Origin of the sequence: Nocardia terpenica (genome assembly GCF_013186535.1) — a bacterium.
Classification (GTDB): domain Bacteria; phylum Actinomycetota; class Actinomycetes; order Mycobacteriales; family Mycobacteriaceae; genus Nocardia; species Nocardia terpenica.
Genome location: NZ_JABMCZ010000005.1, coordinates 865332 through 884775, shown reverse-complemented (window position 1 = coordinate 884775; position 19444 = coordinate 865332). Strand labels below are relative to the sequence as shown.

The following is a 19444-nucleotide window of genomic DNA, read 5'->3' as shown; positions in this document are numbered from 1 at the left end:
CCGACCCGAAGGGAGAGCGCATGCTACCACCGGTCTCACTGTCGGAGGCGGAACGCGCCGCGGTGCGCGAGCTCGCGCGATTCCCCTTGCTGGACGCGGTTTTCGGGCGGCGGTCGCGCCGATTCCCGCTGGGCGGTCGGATTCCGGGCGGGCCGCTGGCATACACCAGCCGGCACGAGGCGCAGCCGCTCAGCGATGTCGAGCGTGCGCTGGTGCTGAATATCGTTGCGGGAGTGACGGGTTGGCATCACGCGATCAGCCATCATCCGGGGTACGCGCCCGCGCTGCCCAACTACAGCGGATCGGCGGCGGGGCGGACGTTTCCCTCCGCCGCCGGTTTCCACACCGCCGAATTCTTCTTCACCGATGACTCGGGCACCTATTTCCTGCCGACCCGCGACGCGACCCCGGACACCGCGGGCGTGGCGCACGAGCCGGAAACCGTGGAGGCCGAGCTCAATACGCTGCTGCGCCGGGTGCGGAAGCTGAGCGACGAGCGGATTCACATTCCGCGGCGCGAGCCCTACCTCGAGGGCCACAACACCTGGATCGCCAACCATCCCGGCTCGCTGCTGGTGATCCCGGTCGCCGACATCGCCCAGCACACCCTGCTGAACCTGATGTTCTTCGCCCAGAACGGCTATGTCGTCTACGACGACATCAACGACCGCCCGATTCCCGGCATCGAGCGCTATCGGGACCTGGCCCGCGTCGACGATCCGCTTCCGCTGTCGTTCCTCGACCAGTACTCGCTGACCGAGGCCACCGCCGAGCTCATGACCGCCGCCTACAACGGCCATCTGCTGCTGGGCGCAATGGGTTTGGGCGGCTGGACCTTCGACGGCATCGACCGCCTCACCGTCCTCGGCGCCTCCGGCGACCCCGAGGTCGGGGGCCTCGGCTTCCGCTACGACACCGATCCGCGCTGGGCGCTGCCGAATCCCACCGGGCTACCCGGCGTTTTCGAGGCATTCTGCCGCCCGCACCACGCCTCGATGGCCGACGCCGTCGCCGCCCTGACCGACCGAAAATTCGGCCTCGGCGGCCCCTTCCACCCCGCGACCCCCGGCCCCTGGGCGGATTCGCCCGCGGTCCGTTCCGCCGCGGCCCCGCACACCCCGCGCTTCCAGGAACTACTGACCCTCCAGGCAACCTACATCGACGACACGTTCGGCAAGTTCCCCGCCACCGTCCCGACCGTCTGGATCATGAACTACCTCCAGGCCCAGCACCTCGATCTGGACTACTACGACACGGTATTGACCACCGCGGCCTACCTCCCGACCCACCGCGACCACCACGACACCTGGCATCGCCACTGACCCTCGCGAATCCGGTTGGGCCGGACCGCCTTCGGCCCGGCCCGTGGGCATCAGCCGCCGATGGTCGTGGTCGTGAATGTCGGCGCGGGGCTTGGATAGCAGGAGATCGGAACATCCAGCGGGCCCAGCGGCCCCTGCACGTTGGACGTGAGGGTCATACCCGGGTCGCTGTAGCTCGTTCCGGCATAGGTGGTGGTGATCGAGCCCGAGGTCCCGGCGGTCGTGTTGATCGTCTCCGCGGGCAGCGTGAACGTGGAACCACCCGCGATCGGCCCGGGAACACTCATGGTGACAACGCCTCCCGAGGTGTCGACGGTCCCGGCCACGGTCCCACCCGACAGGCTGGCCGAGGTGACGGTGGCATTGGTCGGATCCGGCGTGACCACCTTCAAGTCGTGAATATTGTTGACGGTGAACCCGTTCGAGCTCCCCGGCACCGATTCCTGAGCCGGCGTCAGAGTGATCGCCACGGCCGAACCACTCGCGGCCGAGCCAGGCGCATCCCCGGCTACCTGCACGGTCATCGTCGACGTCTGCGACACGCCGAAAACAGTCCCCTGACACTGCCAGTCGACCGTGGTCGTCCCCTGCGGAACCGCACCGGCCGGCCCGGCCGGACACCACGACGCCGCCAACACCACCGGTGCAACGGCAGCGACCCGAACAAGCAGGGATGGAACAGATTTCATGATCTTCTCCAGAACTTCACTGCGGGCGGCCCCGGCTTCGGGGAAACCGCACCACCTCCCATCGAGGACGGAACTGTAACTCGTTACAACTTTGATTCGTGACTGTTTACGAAGTTTTCGGTCCGTCGCCGCCTATCGGGCGATTGGTTTCCTTGTGCTGAAAAATGCTGCCACGCAGATAATTTCGTCGAATTGTGACTCGAGGCACGCTGATGTCAGTGGGTCAATACAAACTTCTGATCGAGAAAAACCAATCCAGGTGAACAAGTATAATTGGAACACGTTACGATTGGCGAATCGTTCTGTTCGGACCCGCCCGCTACCGTAGCGCCAACCCGGCAAGCGTCGCTGCGAAGATTTCGTCACGGTTTCCGGTTTCCTCCGGACCTCCGAGCTGCCGGTAACGGTCGAGGCTGGGCGGATGCTCCTGTCGAAGATCGGTACCTCGATATGAAGCCGGGTGCGGACGCCTCGGGTGTGGTGGTCGGCGGCGTGGATTGTCTGCCTATCGGGAATTGAATTGGACGGGTGCGTACCCGCGGCTCGGTTCCGATAATTGAACGGGAAATCATCGGGCCGTTGTCTGTCCCCCGCCAACGGTTATTGTTACCGCGTGTCGCGGTCACGGATCGGGGAAAGTCGATGCCCGCGCGGCCCGGAGGAGCCGGGCGTCCGCAACCGGGTAGCGGTGCGGCACAAGGATACACGCGCCCGACGGCTGCGGGTAGGGGTGCGACGATGACAGTGTCATTGAATCTTTAAGTACGTAATTGCGACCGCTTGGTTCGATGGACCGTTTGGTTTAATACCACCGTCGGTACCCGGGTGCGGGGCGACACGCCGGGAAGTAGCCCAAACGTCGGTCGGATTGGATTACTCTGTACCAAGACCCATCGTCTGTGTCTGCTGTATCCGATAGCATTCGTGAATTGAGACTGAGCGGTTGATTTTAACTTTTTCGGGGTCTCGGGCTCGGCCGAGGACCCGTTAGGCCGATAACAAAGGTGCTTGTTGACAGCATGATCTGGCGTGCTTCAAGCTGAAGGGGACGAGTCGTAGGACGTGTCATCTAGGGTGCCCGATGGCCGCGCGGTGTGCGCATTGACCTCGGGTTGATGCCGCATAGGCATAGGGATATCGGGCGACCGAGACACTTTGGAAGTATGGTGTCGAACGCCTATCGGTCGACCGGTTTTTGTGCGACGATGTTTTCGAACGAAGTAAGCCCGCCACGTGCTACCGGGGATGCGGTAGGCGGCGGTGTGAGCTGAAAAAATACTTTCGGAGACCGAACGTCGTTGTTCTCGTGCACTGTAGCTGATTAGAGGAATGCCGATGAACCGCGAAAAACAAGACCCGCCAACTCTGATTGATATCTTATTGCAACGTGCCGCCGAACAACCCGGAAGGGTCGGTTATACATTTCTGGATGCCCGTGGCGGCCGAGCGGACGAGGATTATGCGCTCCTGCTGAGCCGGGTCTTCGCATTGGCGACCCGGGTGCAGGAAGTCAGCGCGCCGGGCGATCGAATCCTGCTGCTGTGCCCGCCGGGCCTGGACATGATTCACGCATTGTTTGCCTGCCTGCTGATCCGGCGCATCGCCGTGCCGCTGTACGTGCCGACATCGCGGCGGCACTCCGATACGGTCGCGGCCATCGCTCGCGATAGCGGCGCCATTGCCGTCATCGCACCGAAGTCGGTCGCCGCGGTGGCCCGCGATCTGCTGGGCTGGACCGGCGCGCAGGTGATCGACAGCGCGCCGCCCGCCCTCGACGCCACCCGGCACGTGCTGGAAATGCCGCCCGAACCGGACGACATCGCGTACCTGCAATACACCTCGGGCTCCACCGGCAGCCCGAAGGGAGTCGTGGTGCGCCACCGCAATCTCGCGCACAATATCGAGTGCCATCGGCTCGCCTTCGGGCAGACCGCGGACAGTTCGGCCGTGTACTGGCTGCCGCCGTCCCACGATATGGGCCTCATCCTGGGGATTCTCACCCCGCTGTTCGTCGGGTATCCCGTGACGCTCATGGCTCCGCTGACCTTCCTGCGCAATCCGCTGCTCTGGTTGCGCGCGATCTCGGAGAACCCGCACACCACCGCGGGCGGCCCGAACCTGGCGTACGGAATCTGCGCCGAGCGGGTGTCCCGGGCGGAGGCCGCGCGGCTGGACCTGGCCCGGTGGGACATCGCCGTCGTCGGCGCCGAACCGGTCAATCCGACTGTGCTGCGGGGCTTCTCGGAGCGGTTCGCGGTCAGCGGATTCCGTCCGCAGAGCATCTTCCCGGCCTACGGGCTGGCCGAGGCCACCCTGTACGTGAGCGGGGGACCGCCGGGCTCGGGCATGCGCACGCGGTCGTTCTCGACCGAGGCGCTCGAGCAGGGGACGGTCACCCAGACGCCCGACGGCCGGGAACTGGTCGATCTGGGCCCGGTCCTGGCCGGGGACGTGGCCGTGGTCGATCCCGGGACGTGCCGGCGGTCGGATCCCGGGCGGGTGGGGGAAATCTGGCTGCGCGGCGAGAGCGTCACCTCGGGCTATTGGGACAAACCCGAGGAGAGCGCGCGCACATTCGGCGCCCGGATCGCGGGCGAGGACGGGGCGGCCTACCTGCGCACCGGCGATCTCGGATTCGTCGTCGACGGGAATCTGTTCATTTGCGGGCGCAGCAAAGAGGTCATGATCATCAATGGGCGGAACCTGTTTCCGCAGGACATCGAGTGGAGCATCGAGTCCAATCATCCGGGGCTGCGGCGCGGTGGCTGCGCCGCATTCTCGACCGAGATCGAGGGCGAAGAACGCCTGATCGTGGTCCAGGAACTCGACGGCGGCACGCCCGACGATCCGGTCGCCGGACTCGAGGATTCGATCCGATCGGCGGTCAGCCGGGAACACGCCGTTTCGCTGTATCGGGTGATATTCGTCGACAAGGGGCAGGTGCCGAAGACGACGAGCGGCAAGATTCGCCGCTCGCATCTGCGCCACGTCTATGCGCATCAGTTGGAAACGAGGTCGATATGAGCGAGCCCCCGGGTGATACGGGAACCACCGCATTCTTTCTGGAATGGGTGCGGCAGCGTCTGGGCCGTGACTCGGTCGACCCCCGGACGCCGCTCACCGCCCTCGGCCTGGATTCGGTGAAGGCCGCCGAATTGTTGACGATGCTGGAGGATCGTTTCGGAACGGAAATATCGGTCGAAGATATCTATGCCGATATGTCCGTCGCGGATCTGGCGGAGCAGGTTCTCATACAATGGCATTCGGAAACCGATATCGCGGATTCCGCCGCCGCCGGGTCCGCCGGCGGCGACGGTGGCCTGGAATTCGGTTTGTTCTTCTTCGCCAGCGACGCCCAGCAATACAGTGCGCAGCGCTACCGGCTGCTGCTCGACAGCGCCCGCTTCGCCGACGAGCACGGCTTCACCGCGATCTGGGTGCCGGAGCGGCACTTCCACAAGTTCGGCGGACTGTACCCGAACCCCGCCGTCCTGGGGGCGGCCCTGGCAACGACCACGCAACGGGTTCGCATCCGGGCGGGCAGTGTGGTTCTGCCGCTGCACAATCCGGTTCGGGTCGCGGAGGACTGGTCGGTTGTCGACAACCTGTCGCACGGCCGGGTCGACGTCGCGTTCGCGACGGGCTGGAATCCCGACGACTTCGTGCTGGCGGCGGACGGCTACCGCACGCGGGTGGAGGTCACCCGGTCGGGTATGGACAGCGTGCAGCAACTGTGGCGCGGCGAGTCGATCTCGCTGCCGAACGGCGTGGGCGACACCCGGTCGGTGCGCATCTTCCCCCCGCCGATCCAGCCGCAGCTGCCCACCTGGGTGACCTGTAGCGGGAGCGTGGAGCGTTTCGAGATGGCGGGCGAGCTCGGCGCGAATGTGTTGACCGCCTTGCTGTTCCAGAGCGTCGACGAACTGGGGGAGAAGATCGCCGCCTACCGCAAGGCGCGCGCCCGGCACGGCCACGACGCCGACGGCGGCACGGTCACGGTCATGCTGCACACCTTCGTGGGGGACCAGGACGCCATGGTGCGTCAGACGGTCCGCGGACCGTTCCGCAGCTACCTCGAGGATTCGGTGGACCTGTGGCGGCGGGGCCTGGCGGCCCTGGACAGCCTGGACGACCGGGCGCGAAACAAGGTGCTGGACTTCGCCTTCGAGCGCTACTACCGCACGAGCGGGCTGTTCGGCACCCCCGATTCGGCGCTGTCGATGGTCGGGAATCTGCGCGCGGCCGGGGCCGACGAGATCGCCTGCCTCATCGACTTCGGGGTGGCCGAGTCGACCGTGCTGTCCGGGCTGGAGTCGCTGGCCGTTCTCAAAGACAAAGCACTGTCTCTCTAACCGTCGGATTCAGGAGGCGGGATGCCCGACCGTCCGCATACCTTTCCACTGACCGCCGCGCAGCGTGCGATTGCGTTGATGCAGCAGCTGGCCGGTGCCACGCCCATGTCGAACGCGCTGTATGTCGACCTGGCCGGGGACATCGACACGGGGCTGCTGATCGAGTCGTACCGGCGCGCGCTCGACGAGTTCGAGATCGGGCGCATGCGGGTGTTCGAGGCGAACGGGCAGTCGCGGCAGGCGCTGGACGCGACCTCGAACGATCCGGTGCGCTGGCTGGACTTCCGCGCCGAGCCCGATCCCGTTGCGGCGGCGCGGGATTGGATGCGCGCCGATTACCGCCGACCGATCGACGTGCGGCACGATCCGCTGGTGTCGGGCGTGCTGGCGTGTGTCGGCGAGCGGCGCTGGTTCTGGTATCTGCGCGCCCACCACATCGCGCTGGACGGTATCGCCGCGATGAACATCCTGGCCCGCAGCGCGGACCTCTACGCCGCCGCGGCCGACGGGAGAGAGCCCGGGGGGCAACGGATTCGGGGGCTGGGCGAGATCGTCGCCGCGGACGAACAGTACCGCGCGTCGGAGCGCTTCGACTCCGACCGCGCGTTCTGGGCGAAGTACCTGGCCGAGCTGCCCGAGCCGGTTATCCTGGCCGACCGGACCGCACTGGCCGACGAGCATCCCCGCTCGGTCAGCGGCGTGCTGTCGGCCGAGAGCAACGGTGCGCTGCGCGCCGTGGCCGACGCGCGGTCGATCGGCCCCGCGGTGCTGATCCTCGCCGCGTTCGGCCTGTTCCTGGGGCGGATGACCGGCTCCGACGAGGTCGTGCTGAGTCTGCCGGTGTCCGCGCGGGTGACGGCGTCCATGCGCCGCTCCGGCGGAATGGTGGCCAATATCGTGCCGCTGCGGATCACCCTGACACCCGACGGCACGATCGGCTCGCTGATCGAGGCGATCCAGGGCGAGCTGGCCGATGTCCTTCGCCGCCAGCGCTATCGGCACGAGGATATGCTCGCGGACTCGGAATCGGTTGCCCGCCATCCGCATCAGGCCTTCGGGCCGATGGTGGATCTGATGATCCTCGATACCAAGCTGACGCTCGGCGCCGTCACGGGGCGGCTGGAGGTGCTGAGCCCGGGGCTGATCTCGGACCTGTCGGTGAACGTCTATCCGGCCGTCGGCGTCGACAGCACCCGCGTCGATTTCTTCGCCAACCCGAGCGTCTACACCGCCGAGAGTCTCGTCGGCCATCACCGGCGTTTCCTCCGCTTCCTCGACGACTTCCTGCGCATCGTCGACACCGACACCGGCACCGGGATTCGGGTCGGCGCCGTCGATCTGCTCGAGCCCGACGAGCGGCGGTTGCTGCGGAGCTGGGGCGACGGCGGCCCCGGACCGGTGCGAATCACGCTGGCCGACATGCTCTCCCGGTCCGCGGCCACCCATCCCGATCGGCCCGCCGTCGTCGATTCCGCGCACGAGTGGACCTACCGGGACCTCGATGAGTGGTCGAACCGGTGCGCGCGGGCGCTGATCGAGGGCGGCGCGGGACCGGAAACCGTGGTGGCGATCGCCGTTGCGCGGTCCGGGGCATGGGTGCGGGCGGTGTGGGCCGTCGCGAAGACCGGCGCCGCGTTCGTGTCGATCGATCCCGGACATCCGGTCGAGCGGAATCGGTTCATCCTCACCGACTGCGCCGCCTCCCTCCTGCTCGTCGACGGCGAAACCGGCATGGACGCAGCACAATTGGATACCGGGATTCGGATGGTCGATCCGAACCGGCTCGACCTTTCCCGATACGACCCCGCCCCCGTGACCGATGCCGATCGGCGCGGCGCGGTGCGGCCGGGTAATACCGCCTACGTCGTGTACACCTCGGGAACCACCGGCACCCCCAAGGGGGTGGCGGTCACCCACGCCGGACTCTCGGCGATCGCCACCGCCCAGCGTCGGCGTTACCGGCCGACCGCGCGGTCGCGGGTATTGGCCGTGGCCGCACGCACATTCGATGCGGCGATCCTGGAATTTCTGCTGGCGGTGCCCGCGGGCGCCGCGCTGATCGTGGCTCCCGGCGATGTGTACGCCGGTCCGCCGCTGGCCGAATTCCTTCGGGCGCAGCATGTTACGCACGCCTTCCTGTCGCCGACGGTGGGCCTGTCGATCGAACCGGACGGGCTCGACGAGCTCCAGGTCGTGCTGACCGGCGCCGAGGCGTGCCCCCCGGCCCTGGTGACGCGATGGGCCGGAACCGACACCGCCGGGGTGCGCAGGCTCTACAACATGTACGGGCCCAGCGAGACCACCATCTGGGTCACCGACGCCGGATTGCATGCGGGCGAATCGATTTCGCTCGGCGCGCCGGTCGCGGGGGCGCGGCTGATGGTGCTGGACGCCTGGTTGCGGCCCACACCGCCGGGCGTGGCCGGTGAGCTGTACGTGGCCGGTCCCGGCGTGGCGCGCGGATACCTCAACCGGGTGGCGTTGACGGCGGCGTCGTTCGTGGCCGATCCGTACGGCCCGGCGGGGTCGCGCATGTACCGCACCGGGGATCTGGTGCGCTGGGCGCCCGACCGCGGAGTGTTGATGTTCGTGGGCCGCGCGGATTTTCAGGTCAAGATTCGCGGGCAGCGCCTCGAACTCGGCGAAATCGAGTCCGCCCTGGTCGATCTCGACGAGGTGCGGCACGCCGTCGCCACCACCCACACCGACGCGCACGGCGTCCGGCTGGCCGCCTATGTCACCGCCGCGCCCGGGCCCGGCCTCGATCCCCTCGCGGTGCGGCACGCGGTGGCGCGTCGGCTGCCGTCGTACATGGTGCCCGACACCGTGACCGTCCTCGACGAATTGCCGATGACCCCCACCGGGAAGGTGGACCGCCGGGCGCTGCCCGCGCCGCCGGTCGCGACCTCGGACTACCGGGCCCCCGCCACACCGGTCGAGGAGATCGTGGCCGCGGTGTTCGCCGAGGCGCTGGGCATCGACCGCGTGGGTGTGGACGACGACTTCTTCGCGCGCGGTGGGCATTCCATCTCGGCGACGCGGGTGTCGGCGCGGCTGGCCGCGGTGACCGGCAGCGAGGTGGGGGTGCGCGATGTGTTCGACGCGCCCACCGCCGCCCGGCTGGCCCGGGTGCTCGCCGACCGCTCGACCGGCCCGGCGCGGTCGCGGTTGACCGTGCGGGAGCGGCCGGAGCGGGTGCCGTTGTCGTTCGCGCAGTTGCGGATGTGGTTCATCAACCGGTTCGAGCCCGACTCGCCGACCTACAACATCCCCCTGGTGCTCCGGTTGACCGGGCCGCTGGATATCGCGGCCCTGACGGCCGCGCTCGGCGATGTGGTGGCGCGCCACGAGACGCTGCGCACCCGCTTCCCCGACCTGGACGGGGAGCCGTACCAGGACGTCGTCTCGTCCGCGCCGGAGATCGAGGTGCGGGACGCCGATCCGGCGGAGCTGAGCGATGCGGTGACGGCGCTGGTCCGGCGCGGGTTCGATCTGGCGGTGGAGATGCCGCTGCGGGCCACGCTGGTGCGCTGCGCCGAGCACGAGCACGTCCTGGTGCTGGTGGTGCATCACATTGCCGCCGACGGCTGGTCGATGGCGCCGCTGGTGCGGGACCTGTCGCTGGCGTATGTGGCGCGGCGGTCGGGCCGGGCGCCCGAGCTGGGCGCGCTGCCGGTGCAGTACGCGGATTTCACGCTGTGGCAGCGCGAGGTGCTGGGCGAGGAGTCCGCCGCCGACAGCGTGCTGGCCGCCCAATTCCGGTACTGGGAGCGGGAATTGGTGGGTGCGCCGCAGCCGATCCGGTTGCCCGCCGATCGGCCGCGCCCACCGGCGGTGAGCTACCGCGGCGATGTGGTGGTGTTCACCGTCGACGCGTCCCTGCGGGAGGCGGTGTACCGGCTCGCCCGGGAGCGCCAGGTGACGGTGTCGATGGTGTTGCAGGCGGCGCTGGCGGTATTGCTGTCGCGCCTGGGGGCCGGTGCGGACGTGTCGATCGGCGGCCCGATCGCCGGGCGCACCGACGAGGCGCTGCACGAGCTGGTGGGGTTCTTTGTCAATACCTGGGTGCTGCGGGTGGATCTGTCCGGTAATCCGCCGTTCGAGCGGGTGCTCGACCAGGTGCGCCGGAAGGCGTTGACCGCCTACGAGAATCAGGACGCGCCCTTCGAGCGGCTGGTCGAGCTGATCAACCCGGCCCGGTCGACGGCCTATCACCCGCTGTTCCAGGTGTCGCTGGCGTTGCAGAACAATATCGTGCCGACCCTGGACCTGCCCGATCTGCACGTCGAGTACGTGCCTACCCCCACCGGCACCGCCAAGGACGATCTGCACTTCGACCTGATCGAGATTCCGGCCACCGCCGGAACGCCCGCGGTGATGGCGGGCCGGATCGAGTACGCCACCGACCTGTTCGATCGAAACACCGTGGCGGACATGGCCGATCGCTTCCTGCACGTGCTGCGCACGGTGAACGCCGACCCGTCGCGCGCCATCGCCGATATCGACCTGCTGACCGATGTCGAGCGGAAACAGCTACTGACACAGTGGGACTCGTCCTCTACCACCGTCGTGCGCGACACGACGGTCGTCGAACTGTTCCGCGGCTGTGTCGAAACCTCTCCGGCCGCGGTCGCACTGGAGTTCGGGGACGAGCGGGTGACCTACGCGGAGCTGGACGCGCGGGCGAATCGACTGGCGCGCATGCTGATCGACCGGGGCGCCGGGCACGAGACGGTGGTGGCCGTCGCCCTGCCACGCTCGGTGGATCTGGTGGCCGCGGTGCTGGCCGTGCTGAAGGCCGGTGCCGCCTACCTGCCGATCGATCCCGACTATCCCAGCGGCCGTATCGAATTCATTCTCACCGACGCCGCCCCGCTGCTGGTGCTCACCACGACGTCGATCGCCGTGACACTGCCACTGGGCGAGACGGCGCACCTGTGCCTGGACACGGTGGAATCCGATGGCGGCCAAGGGCTGTCGAGCGACGCCGAGCAGGCCACGGTGTCCCCGGGCGACGCGGCGTATGTGATCTACACGTCGGGGTCGACGGGGCGGCCGAAGGGCGTGGTGGTCGAGCATCGCGGCGTGGTGAATCTGGCCGCGCACGGTTGGCCCGGCGGCGCCGGGGATCGGGTGCTGCTGCACTCGTCGATGGCCTTCGACGCGTCCGCGTACGAGCTGTGGCCCGCCCTGCTGGCCGGGTCGACGCTCGTCATCGCGGCACCCGGCCGACCCGATATCGCCGACTTGTGCCGCACCGTGATTCGGCATCACGTGACGACCCTGTTCCTGGCGACCCCGCTGTTCGAGGTCCTGGCGACCTCCGAACGAGAGTCGAGCCTCGATTCGGTGCGCCGGATCGTCACCGCGGGCGATGCCCTGAGTCCCGTTGCGGCGGCGCGGTTCCGGCAGCGCTGGCCCGCGATCGCGCTGGCCAATGCGTACGGGCCGACCGAGAACACGGTGTGCGTGTCGACCTACGAGATCACCGACACGCAGGACCGGACGGGCGGGGGAAGCGTGCCGATCGGCACCCCCGTCGGGAATATGCGCGTGTTCGTGCTGGATTCCCGGTTGCGGCCGGTGCCGGTGGGGGTCGTCGGCGAACTGTATGTGGCCGGAGTGCAAGTGGCGCGCGGGTATCGGGGCCGACCGGGATTGACCGCCGAACGGTTCGTGGCCTGCCCGTTCGCGGCCGGTGAGCGCATGTACCGGACGGGGGACGTGGTGCGATGGACCCGCGCCGGGGTGCTGGAATTCGTGGTCCGCGCCGACGAGCAGGTCAAGATTCGCGGATACCGGATCGAACCGGGCGAGGTCGAGGCGGTACTGGCCGCCCACCCGCTGGTATCGCAGGCGGCGGTGGTCGCGCGCGAGATCGGTTCCGGGACCGCGGATTCCGCGAGCGCGGCGGACAAGCAGCTGGTGGGGTACGTCGTCCTGGATCGCGCCGCGGCATTGCGGCGCGACGACGAACGCGAGCGAGAGCTGGTGGGCCACTGGCATCGCATCTACGAGGAGCTGTATGCCCAACGCCGCAACGGGCACCGGGCCGGGCTGGACGACGATTTCGGCGGATGGAACAGCAGCTACACCGGGCGGCCGATCCCGGTCGAGGATATGCGGCGATGGCGCGACGCCGTGGTGGAGCGGGTCCGGGAGCTGCGCCCGTCCCGGATGCTGGAAATCGGTGTCGGCGCGGGATTGCTGCTGTCGCGGTTGGCCCCGGAGTGCGAGGAGTATTGGGGCACCGACTTTTCCGGCGCGACCATCGACAACCTCCGCTCGCGGCTGGCCGAATCCGCTGCCGCGTGGGCGGATCGGGTCCGGTTGCGGGTGCAGGCCGCCGACGATGTGTCGGAGTTGCCGGGCGACCGGTTCGATGTGATCCTGCTGAATTCCGTGGCGCAGTACTTCCCCAATGCCGCCTACCTGATCGATGTGATCGACAAGGCCGTGCGGCTGTTGCGGCCCGGCGGCGCACTGTTCCTCGGCGATATTCGTAACCTCGCGCTGCTGCGCGAGTTCGCCACCGGCACCCGGCTGGCCGCCGCCGACGGCGCGGACACGGTGGCCGAGCTGCGGGATCGGGTGCGGCGCACGGTGATCGGCGAGCAGGAACTGCTCGTGGCCCCGGAGTTCTTCCTCGCCCTGCGAGACAAGGTCGCCGAGATCGCGGCGGTGGACATCGAATTGAAATACGCGGCGGTCGACAACGAGCTGACCCGCTACCGCTATGACGTGGTGCTGCGTAAGGCGCCGGTGGCGGTGCGGTCGCTGGCGGAGGTGCCGCGGCACGCGTGGGCCGGATTCGGCGACATCTCCCGGCTGCGGGCCCATCTCGTCGCCGAGCGGCCCGAGAGCGTGCGAATCACCGGCATACCGCAGGCCGGGACGATCGTGGATGTCGCCGCCACCCGGGCGGTCGATGCCGCGGCCGAACACGACCGTGCGGGCGATCTGGCTCCCGACCACCCGACCGATGCCGTGCTGCCGCGCGAATGCCGTTCGCTCGGTGCGGAATTGGGCTATCGGGTCGCCGTCACCTGGTCCACGGTGGCCGGGCGGATGGATGCCGTCTTCACGCGGAGCGCCGACCGGGTGTTCGACGAGGTGTATTCGACTGCCGCTCCGGTGGATTCGTTCGCCCCCTATGCGAACGATCCCGGGACCGCGGGGCGGGTGGGGGAGATCCGGCGGTTCGCGTCGGATCGGTTGCCGGAGTTCATGATGCCCGCCGTGATCGTGGTTCTCGACGGGCTGCCGCTGACACCGAGCGGCAAGGTGGATCGCCGGGCCCTGCCCGCGCCGCGGTTTTCGGGCTCGGACTACCGGGCCGCGTCGACACCCGCGGAGCGGATCGTCGTCACCGTCTTCGCCGAGGTGCTGGGCGTGGACCGGGTGGGTGTCGACGACGATTTCTTCGCCCTGGGCGGGCATTCGCTGTCGGCGACGCGGGTGGCGTCGCGGGTCGCCGCGGCGACGGGGATCGAGGTGGGGGTGCGCGACGTGTTCGAGGCACCCACGCCCGCCCGGCTGGCGCGGGCGCTCACCGAACGCACCGCCGAGGTCGATCCGCGTCCAGCGCTGGCGGTGTGGGAGCGGCCGGAGCGGGTGCCGCTGTCGTTCGCGCAGTGGCGGATGTGGTTCATCAACCAGCTCGAGGACGCGTCGGCGGCCTACAACATGCCGATGGTGCTGCGGCTGACCGGCCCGGTCGACGCCGATGCCCTGGCCGCCGCCCTCGCCGATGTGGTGGCGCGGCACGAGAGCCTGCGCACGGTGTTCCCGGACGAGGACGGCGTGCCCTATCAGCGGATCCTGCCCGCCGCGGAGGCGGCGCCGGTGCTCGAGGCGTGCACGGTCGAACCCGGCGAGCTCGAGCACGCGGTGACCGACCTCGTGCGCGGCGGGTTCGATCTGGCCGCGCGGCCGCCGCTGCGAGTTGCGTTGCTGCGCACCGCTTCCGGTGACCAGGTCTTGGCGTTGGTGGTGCATCACATCGCCGCCGACGGCTGGTCGGTGGCGCCGCTGCTGCGGGACCTGTCGACCGCGTATGCGGCGCGACGGTCGGGGCAGACACCGCGATGGACGCCGTTGCCGGTGCAGTACGCGGACTACACCCTGTGGCAGCGTGCGGTATTGGGCGCGGAGTCCGATCCCGGTAGCGTGCTGGCGGCCCAATTCCGGTATTGGGAACGGGAATTGGCGGGCGCGCCGCAGCCGATCCGGTTGCCGCTCGATCATCCGCGTCCGCCGGTGGCCAGCAATCGCGGCGATACCGTCGACTTCACCGTCGACGCTTCGTTGCGCGATGCCGTATACCGGCTCGCCCACGACCGCAGCATGACGGTGTCGATGGTGATGCAGTCCGCGCTGGCGGTGCTGTTGTCGCACTTGGGCGCCGGGCCGGATATCTGCATCGGCGGCCCGATCGCCGGGCGCACCGACGAGGCATTGCACGATCTGGTGGGCTTTTTCGTCAATACCTGGGTGCTGCGGGTGGATCTGTCCGGGAATCCGCGCTTCGAGCAGGTGCTCGACCAGGTGCGCGGCAAGGCCCTGACCGGCTACGAGAACCAGGACGCCCCGTTCGAGCGGTTGGTCGAGCTGCTGCACCCCACCCGCTCGCGCGCCTACCACCCGCTGTTCCAGGTGTCGTTCGCCCTGCAGAACAATCTGCTGCCCGAACTGCGCCTGGCCGATCTGGGCGTGGAACACATTCCGACCGCCACCGGTAGCGCCAAATTCGATCTGCACATCGACCTGATCGAAATGCCCGTCACCGACGACGCACCCCGGGAGATGGCAGGCCGGATCGAATACGCCACCGATCTGTTCGAGCGCGCCACCGTCGCCGATATCGCCGCCCGCTATCTGCGCCTGTTGCGCGCGATCACCGCCGACCCGTCGCGCCGGATCGCCGGTATCGACCTGTTGAGTGACGACGAGCGCAAACAGCTTCTCACACAGGGCGACTCGTCGGAGCATGCGCGCGATATCGCGTCGATCACGGAGATGTTCGCCCGGCAGGTCGCGGCCTCGCCGGAGTCGGTCGCGGTGGTTTGCGACGATGCGCAGCTGACCTACCGGGAGCTGGATGCGCGGGCCGATCGGCTGGCACGGGTGCTGATCGATCGGGGCGTGGGCCCCGACACCGTGGTGGCGATCGCGATGCGGCGTTCCCCCGATCTGATCGTCGCCCTGCTGGCGACATTGCGGGCGGGCGGCGCGTATCTGCCCATCGACCCGGACTATCCGGCCCACCGCATCGAATTCATTCTCACCGATGCCGCGCCGCGGCTGATCCTCACCACCACCGACACGACGCTGCCCACCGGCGGCCGCGCCGTGGACGTACTCGAACTCGACACCCCGGACACCGCAAGGCTTTCGGCCCGCCCCCTGCCGGACCCGCTTTACATCCCAGGCCCCGCCGATGCGGCGTATCTCATCTACACCTCGGGATCCACGGGACGGCCGAAAGGTGTTGTGGTCCAACACGGCAGCGTCGTGAATATGGCCAGGCACGGGTGGCCCGGCGGGCACGGCGAGCGGGCGCTGCTGCGTTCGTCGATGGCATTCGACGCGTCCGCGTACGAGCTGTGGCCGGTGCTGCTGGCCGGGGCGGCGATCGTCATCGCGCCGCCCGACCGGCTCGATATCGCGGCCCTGCTGAATACCGTGTCGCGCCACCGGGTTACGACGATATTCGCGGCCACCGCCCTGTTCGAGGTGCTGGCGACCGCCGAGCCCGAGCTGTCGGCCGATTCGCTGCGCCAGGTCGTCACCGGGGGCGATGCGCTGGGTCCGGTCGCGGTGGCGCGGTTCCGCGATCGGTGGCCCGGGGTGGGTGTGGCGAATGCGTATGGGCCGACCGAGAACACGGTGTGCGTCACGACGTATGTGATTCCCGAGGCGCGACACTGGGATACCGGCGAGCGGGTGCCGATCGGCGCCCCGGTGGCGAATGTGCGGGCATTCGTGCTCGGGTCCGGTCTGGCACCGGTGCCGCCCGGCGCGGCCGGCGAATTGTATGTGGCCGGAGCGCAACTGGCGCGCGGCTACCGGGGACGGGCGTCGCTGACCGCGGAGCGGTTCGTGGCGTGCCCGTTCGGGACCGGTGACCGCATGTACCGGACCGGGGACCTGGTGCGCTGGACCCGCGAGGGCGTGCTGGAATTCCTCGGCCGCACCGACGATCAGGTCAAGGTGCGCGGATACCGGATCGAGCCCGCGGAAATCGAGGCCGCCCTGCTGTCGTATCCGGCGGTGTCGCGGGCGGTGGTCGTCGCCCGCGACACCGGCACCGAATCCGCCCGCGGCACCGCCGCATCCGACAAACACATCGTCGCCTACGTCGTCCTCGACCGCGAGGCGCCACCGACCGGCGACGCGGCGAGCGACACCCGGCCGATCCGGGAATTCGTGGCGGGTCGGCTGCCGGAGTTCATGGTGCCCGCGGCGATCGTGGTGCTCGACGAGATGCCGTTGACGCCGAGCGGGAAGGTGGATCGCCGCGCATTGCCCGCACCGCAGGCGATGACGGCGACCTATCGGGCCCCCTCGACACCGCTGGAGGAGATCGTCGCCTCCGTCTTCGCCGAGTTGCTGGGCGTCGACGGCATCGGCGCCGACGACGACTTCTTCGCCCTGGGCGGGCATTCGCTGTCGGCGACGCGGGTGGCGTCGCGCCTGGCCACGGTGGCGGGCGTCGAGGTGCGGGTGCGGGATGTGTTCGAGGCGCCCACCGCGGTGCGCATGGCGCGCGTGCTGGCCGAGCGGCTGGCCGAAACCGGAGAACATCCGGGCACCGCGCCGGGGCCGCGGGAGCGTCCGGCGCGAATTCCGTTGTCGTTCGCGCAATTGCGGATGTGGTTCATCAACCGCTTCGAACCCGACTCCCCGATCTACAACGTTCCCCTGGTCCTGCGTTTGAGCGGGCCGCTGGATACGGCGGCGCTGTCCGCGGCGCTGGCGGACGTGGTGGCGCGGCACGAGAGCCTGCGCACGGTGTTCCCGGACGAGGACGGCGTGCCGTACCAGCGGATCCTGCCCGCCGACCAGGCGGCACCGCGCATCGAGGCCCACACGGTCGAACCCGGCGACCTCGAGCACGCCGTAACGAGCGCGGTGCGACGGGGATTCGACGTGTCGGCGGAGCCGCCGCTGCGAGTCACGCTGCTGCGCACCGGTTCCGACGAACACGTCATGGCGCTGGTGCTGCATCACATTGCCGCGGACGGCTGGTCGATGGCGCCGCTGGTGCGGGATCTGTCGCTCGCCTACATCGCGCGCCGGGCGGGCCGCGCACCGCGATGGACGCCGCTGCCGGTGCAGTATGCCGACTTCACCCTGTGGCAGCGCGAGGCATTGGGTGCGGAGTCCGATCCCGGCAGCGTGCTGGCGTCCCAATTCCGGTACTGGGAACAGGAATTGGCGGGCGCGCCGCAGCCGATGGCGTTGCCGACCGATCGCCCGCGCCCGCCGGTGGCCGGTAATCGCGGCGATCTGGTCCAATTCCCCATCGACGCGGCGCTGGGGGAGGCGCTGCATCGGCTCGCCCACGACCATCAGGTGACGGTGTCGATGGTGTTGCAGTCGGCGCTGGCGGTGCTGCTGTCGCACCTCGGCGCCGGGACGGATATCTCCATCGGCGGCCCGATCGCCGGGCGCACGCACGAGGCGCTGCACGAGCTGGTGGGCTTCTTCGTCAATACCTGGGTGCTGCGGGTGGATCTGTCCGGCGACCCGAGCTTCGAGCGGGTGCTCGGCCAGGTGCGCCGGAAGGCGTTGACCGCCTACGAGAATCAGGACGCGCCCTTCGAGCGACTGGTCGAACTGCTGCATCCGACCCGCTCTCCGGCGTATCACCCGCTGTTCCAGGTGTCGTTCGCCCTACAGAACAATGTGCTGCCCGATCTGCGGCTGGCCGATCTGGACGTGAGCCTCGTGCCGACGGCCCTCGGAACCGCCAAATTCGACCTGCACCTCGATGTGCTCGAACGCGCCGACAGCCCGGACATGGCGGGCAGGTTCGAATACGCCACCGATCTGTTCGACCGCGCCACCGTCGACGACATCGTCTCCCGCTACCTGCAACTGCTGCACACCATTGCCGCCGAGCCACGAATATCCCTCGGCCGCATCGACATTCTGGCCCCCGGCGAACGCGAGCGGCTGCTCCGGGTCTGGAACGACACCGCGGCCCCGCTGCCGGACGAGGCAACGGTGCCTCGACTGTTCGAACGACGGGCGGCGGCCACCCCGGACGCGGTCGCCGTCGCGCACGAGGACGGCGCCGTCACCTATCGTGACCTGGACGCGCGGGCGAATCGGTTGGCGCACACCCTGATCGGCCGGGGCGTGGGACGCGAGTCGGTGGTGGCCGTGGCGCTGCCGCGGTCGGTGGATCTGGTGGTGGCCGTGCTGGCCGTGCTGAAGGCCGGTGCCGCGTACCTGCCGATCGATCCCGACTATCCCGGCGGCCGTATCGAATTCATCCTCACCGACGCCGCCCCACGGCTGGTGCTGACCACGGCCCCCACCGCCGCGAAGCTGCCGCTGGGCGACCGGGAATCGCTGCGCCTGGACGCCGTGGAACACGACGGGGCGGCGGGCGAGCTGCCGACGCTGGCGCCGAACGACGCCGCGTACGTGATCTACACGTCGGGGTCGACCGGTCGGCCGAAAGGCGTTGTGGTCGAACACCGCAGCGTCGTGAACATGGCGACGCACGGATGGCCCGGCGGTCACGGCGAACGGGTGCTGCTGCACTCGTCGATGGCGTTCGACGCGTCCGCGTACGAGCTGTGGCCGGTGCTGCTCGCCGGTGCCGCAATCGTTGTCGCGCCGCCCGAACGGCTCGATCTGTCCGCCCTGACGAAAACCGTGACCCGCCACCGGGTTACGACGATATTCGCGGCGACCGCCCTGTTCGAGGTGCTGGCGACCGCCGGGGCCGAACTGAAGGCCGAGACACTGCGCCAGGTCGTCACCGGCGGCGATGCGCTCGGCCCGGTCGCGGTGGCACGGTTCCGCGATCGGTGGCCGGGGGTCGGGGTGGCCAATGCGTATGGGC

At 68.9% G+C, this 19444-nt stretch carries 5 protein-coding genes (1 of these 5 running past the window's edge); 4 read left to right on the top strand and 1 reads right to left on the bottom strand.

Annotation, left to right across the window (positions count from 1 at the left end; translation table 11 throughout):
• Positions 1–20: 20 nt before the first annotated feature.
• Positions 21–1322, top strand: coding sequence for a hypothetical protein (locus HPY32_RS39775; protein ID WP_067587610.1), 1302 nt, complete (start codon positions 21–23; stop codon positions 1320–1322).
• A 50-nt stretch (positions 1323–1372) separates the two neighbouring features.
• Here HPY32_RS39775 and HPY32_RS45360 read toward each other — a convergent pair whose 3' ends face one another.
• A complete protein-coding gene (locus tag HPY32_RS45360) occupies positions 1373–1864 on the bottom strand; it encodes a hypothetical protein (RefSeq protein WP_156674425.1) in 492 nt (163 codons plus the stop codon).
• 1482 nt (positions 1865–3346) lie between these two features.
• On the opposite strand from HPY32_RS45360, the gene HPY32_RS39765 reads away from it, so the two are divergent.
• The 3 genes in view from HPY32_RS39765 to HPY32_RS39755 are tightly spaced (at most 21 nt apart) and all read left to right on the top strand, a layout consistent with a single transcriptional unit that may run on beyond the window.
• Positions 3347–5035, top strand: coding sequence for a fatty acyl-AMP ligase (locus HPY32_RS39765; RefSeq protein ID WP_067595739.1), 1689 nt, complete (start codon positions 3347–3349; stop codon positions 5033–5035).
• A complete protein-coding gene (locus HPY32_RS39760) occupies positions 5032–6363 on the top strand; it encodes a MupA/Atu3671 family FMN-dependent luciferase-like monooxygenase (protein ID WP_082871333.1) in 1332 nt (443 codons plus the stop codon). Before HPY32_RS39765 ends, HPY32_RS39760 begins: the two co-directional genes overlap by 4 nt.
• A gap of 21 nt (positions 6364–6384) precedes the next feature.
• On the top strand, positions 6385–19444 hold the beginning of the coding sequence (locus HPY32_RS39755) for a non-ribosomal peptide synthetase (RefSeq protein ID WP_067587617.1). Its footprint extends 17096 nt past the window's final position; the window shows 13060 of its 30156 coding nt (coding positions 1–13060); it begins with the start codon at positions 6385–6387; its stop codon lies off the right edge, out of view.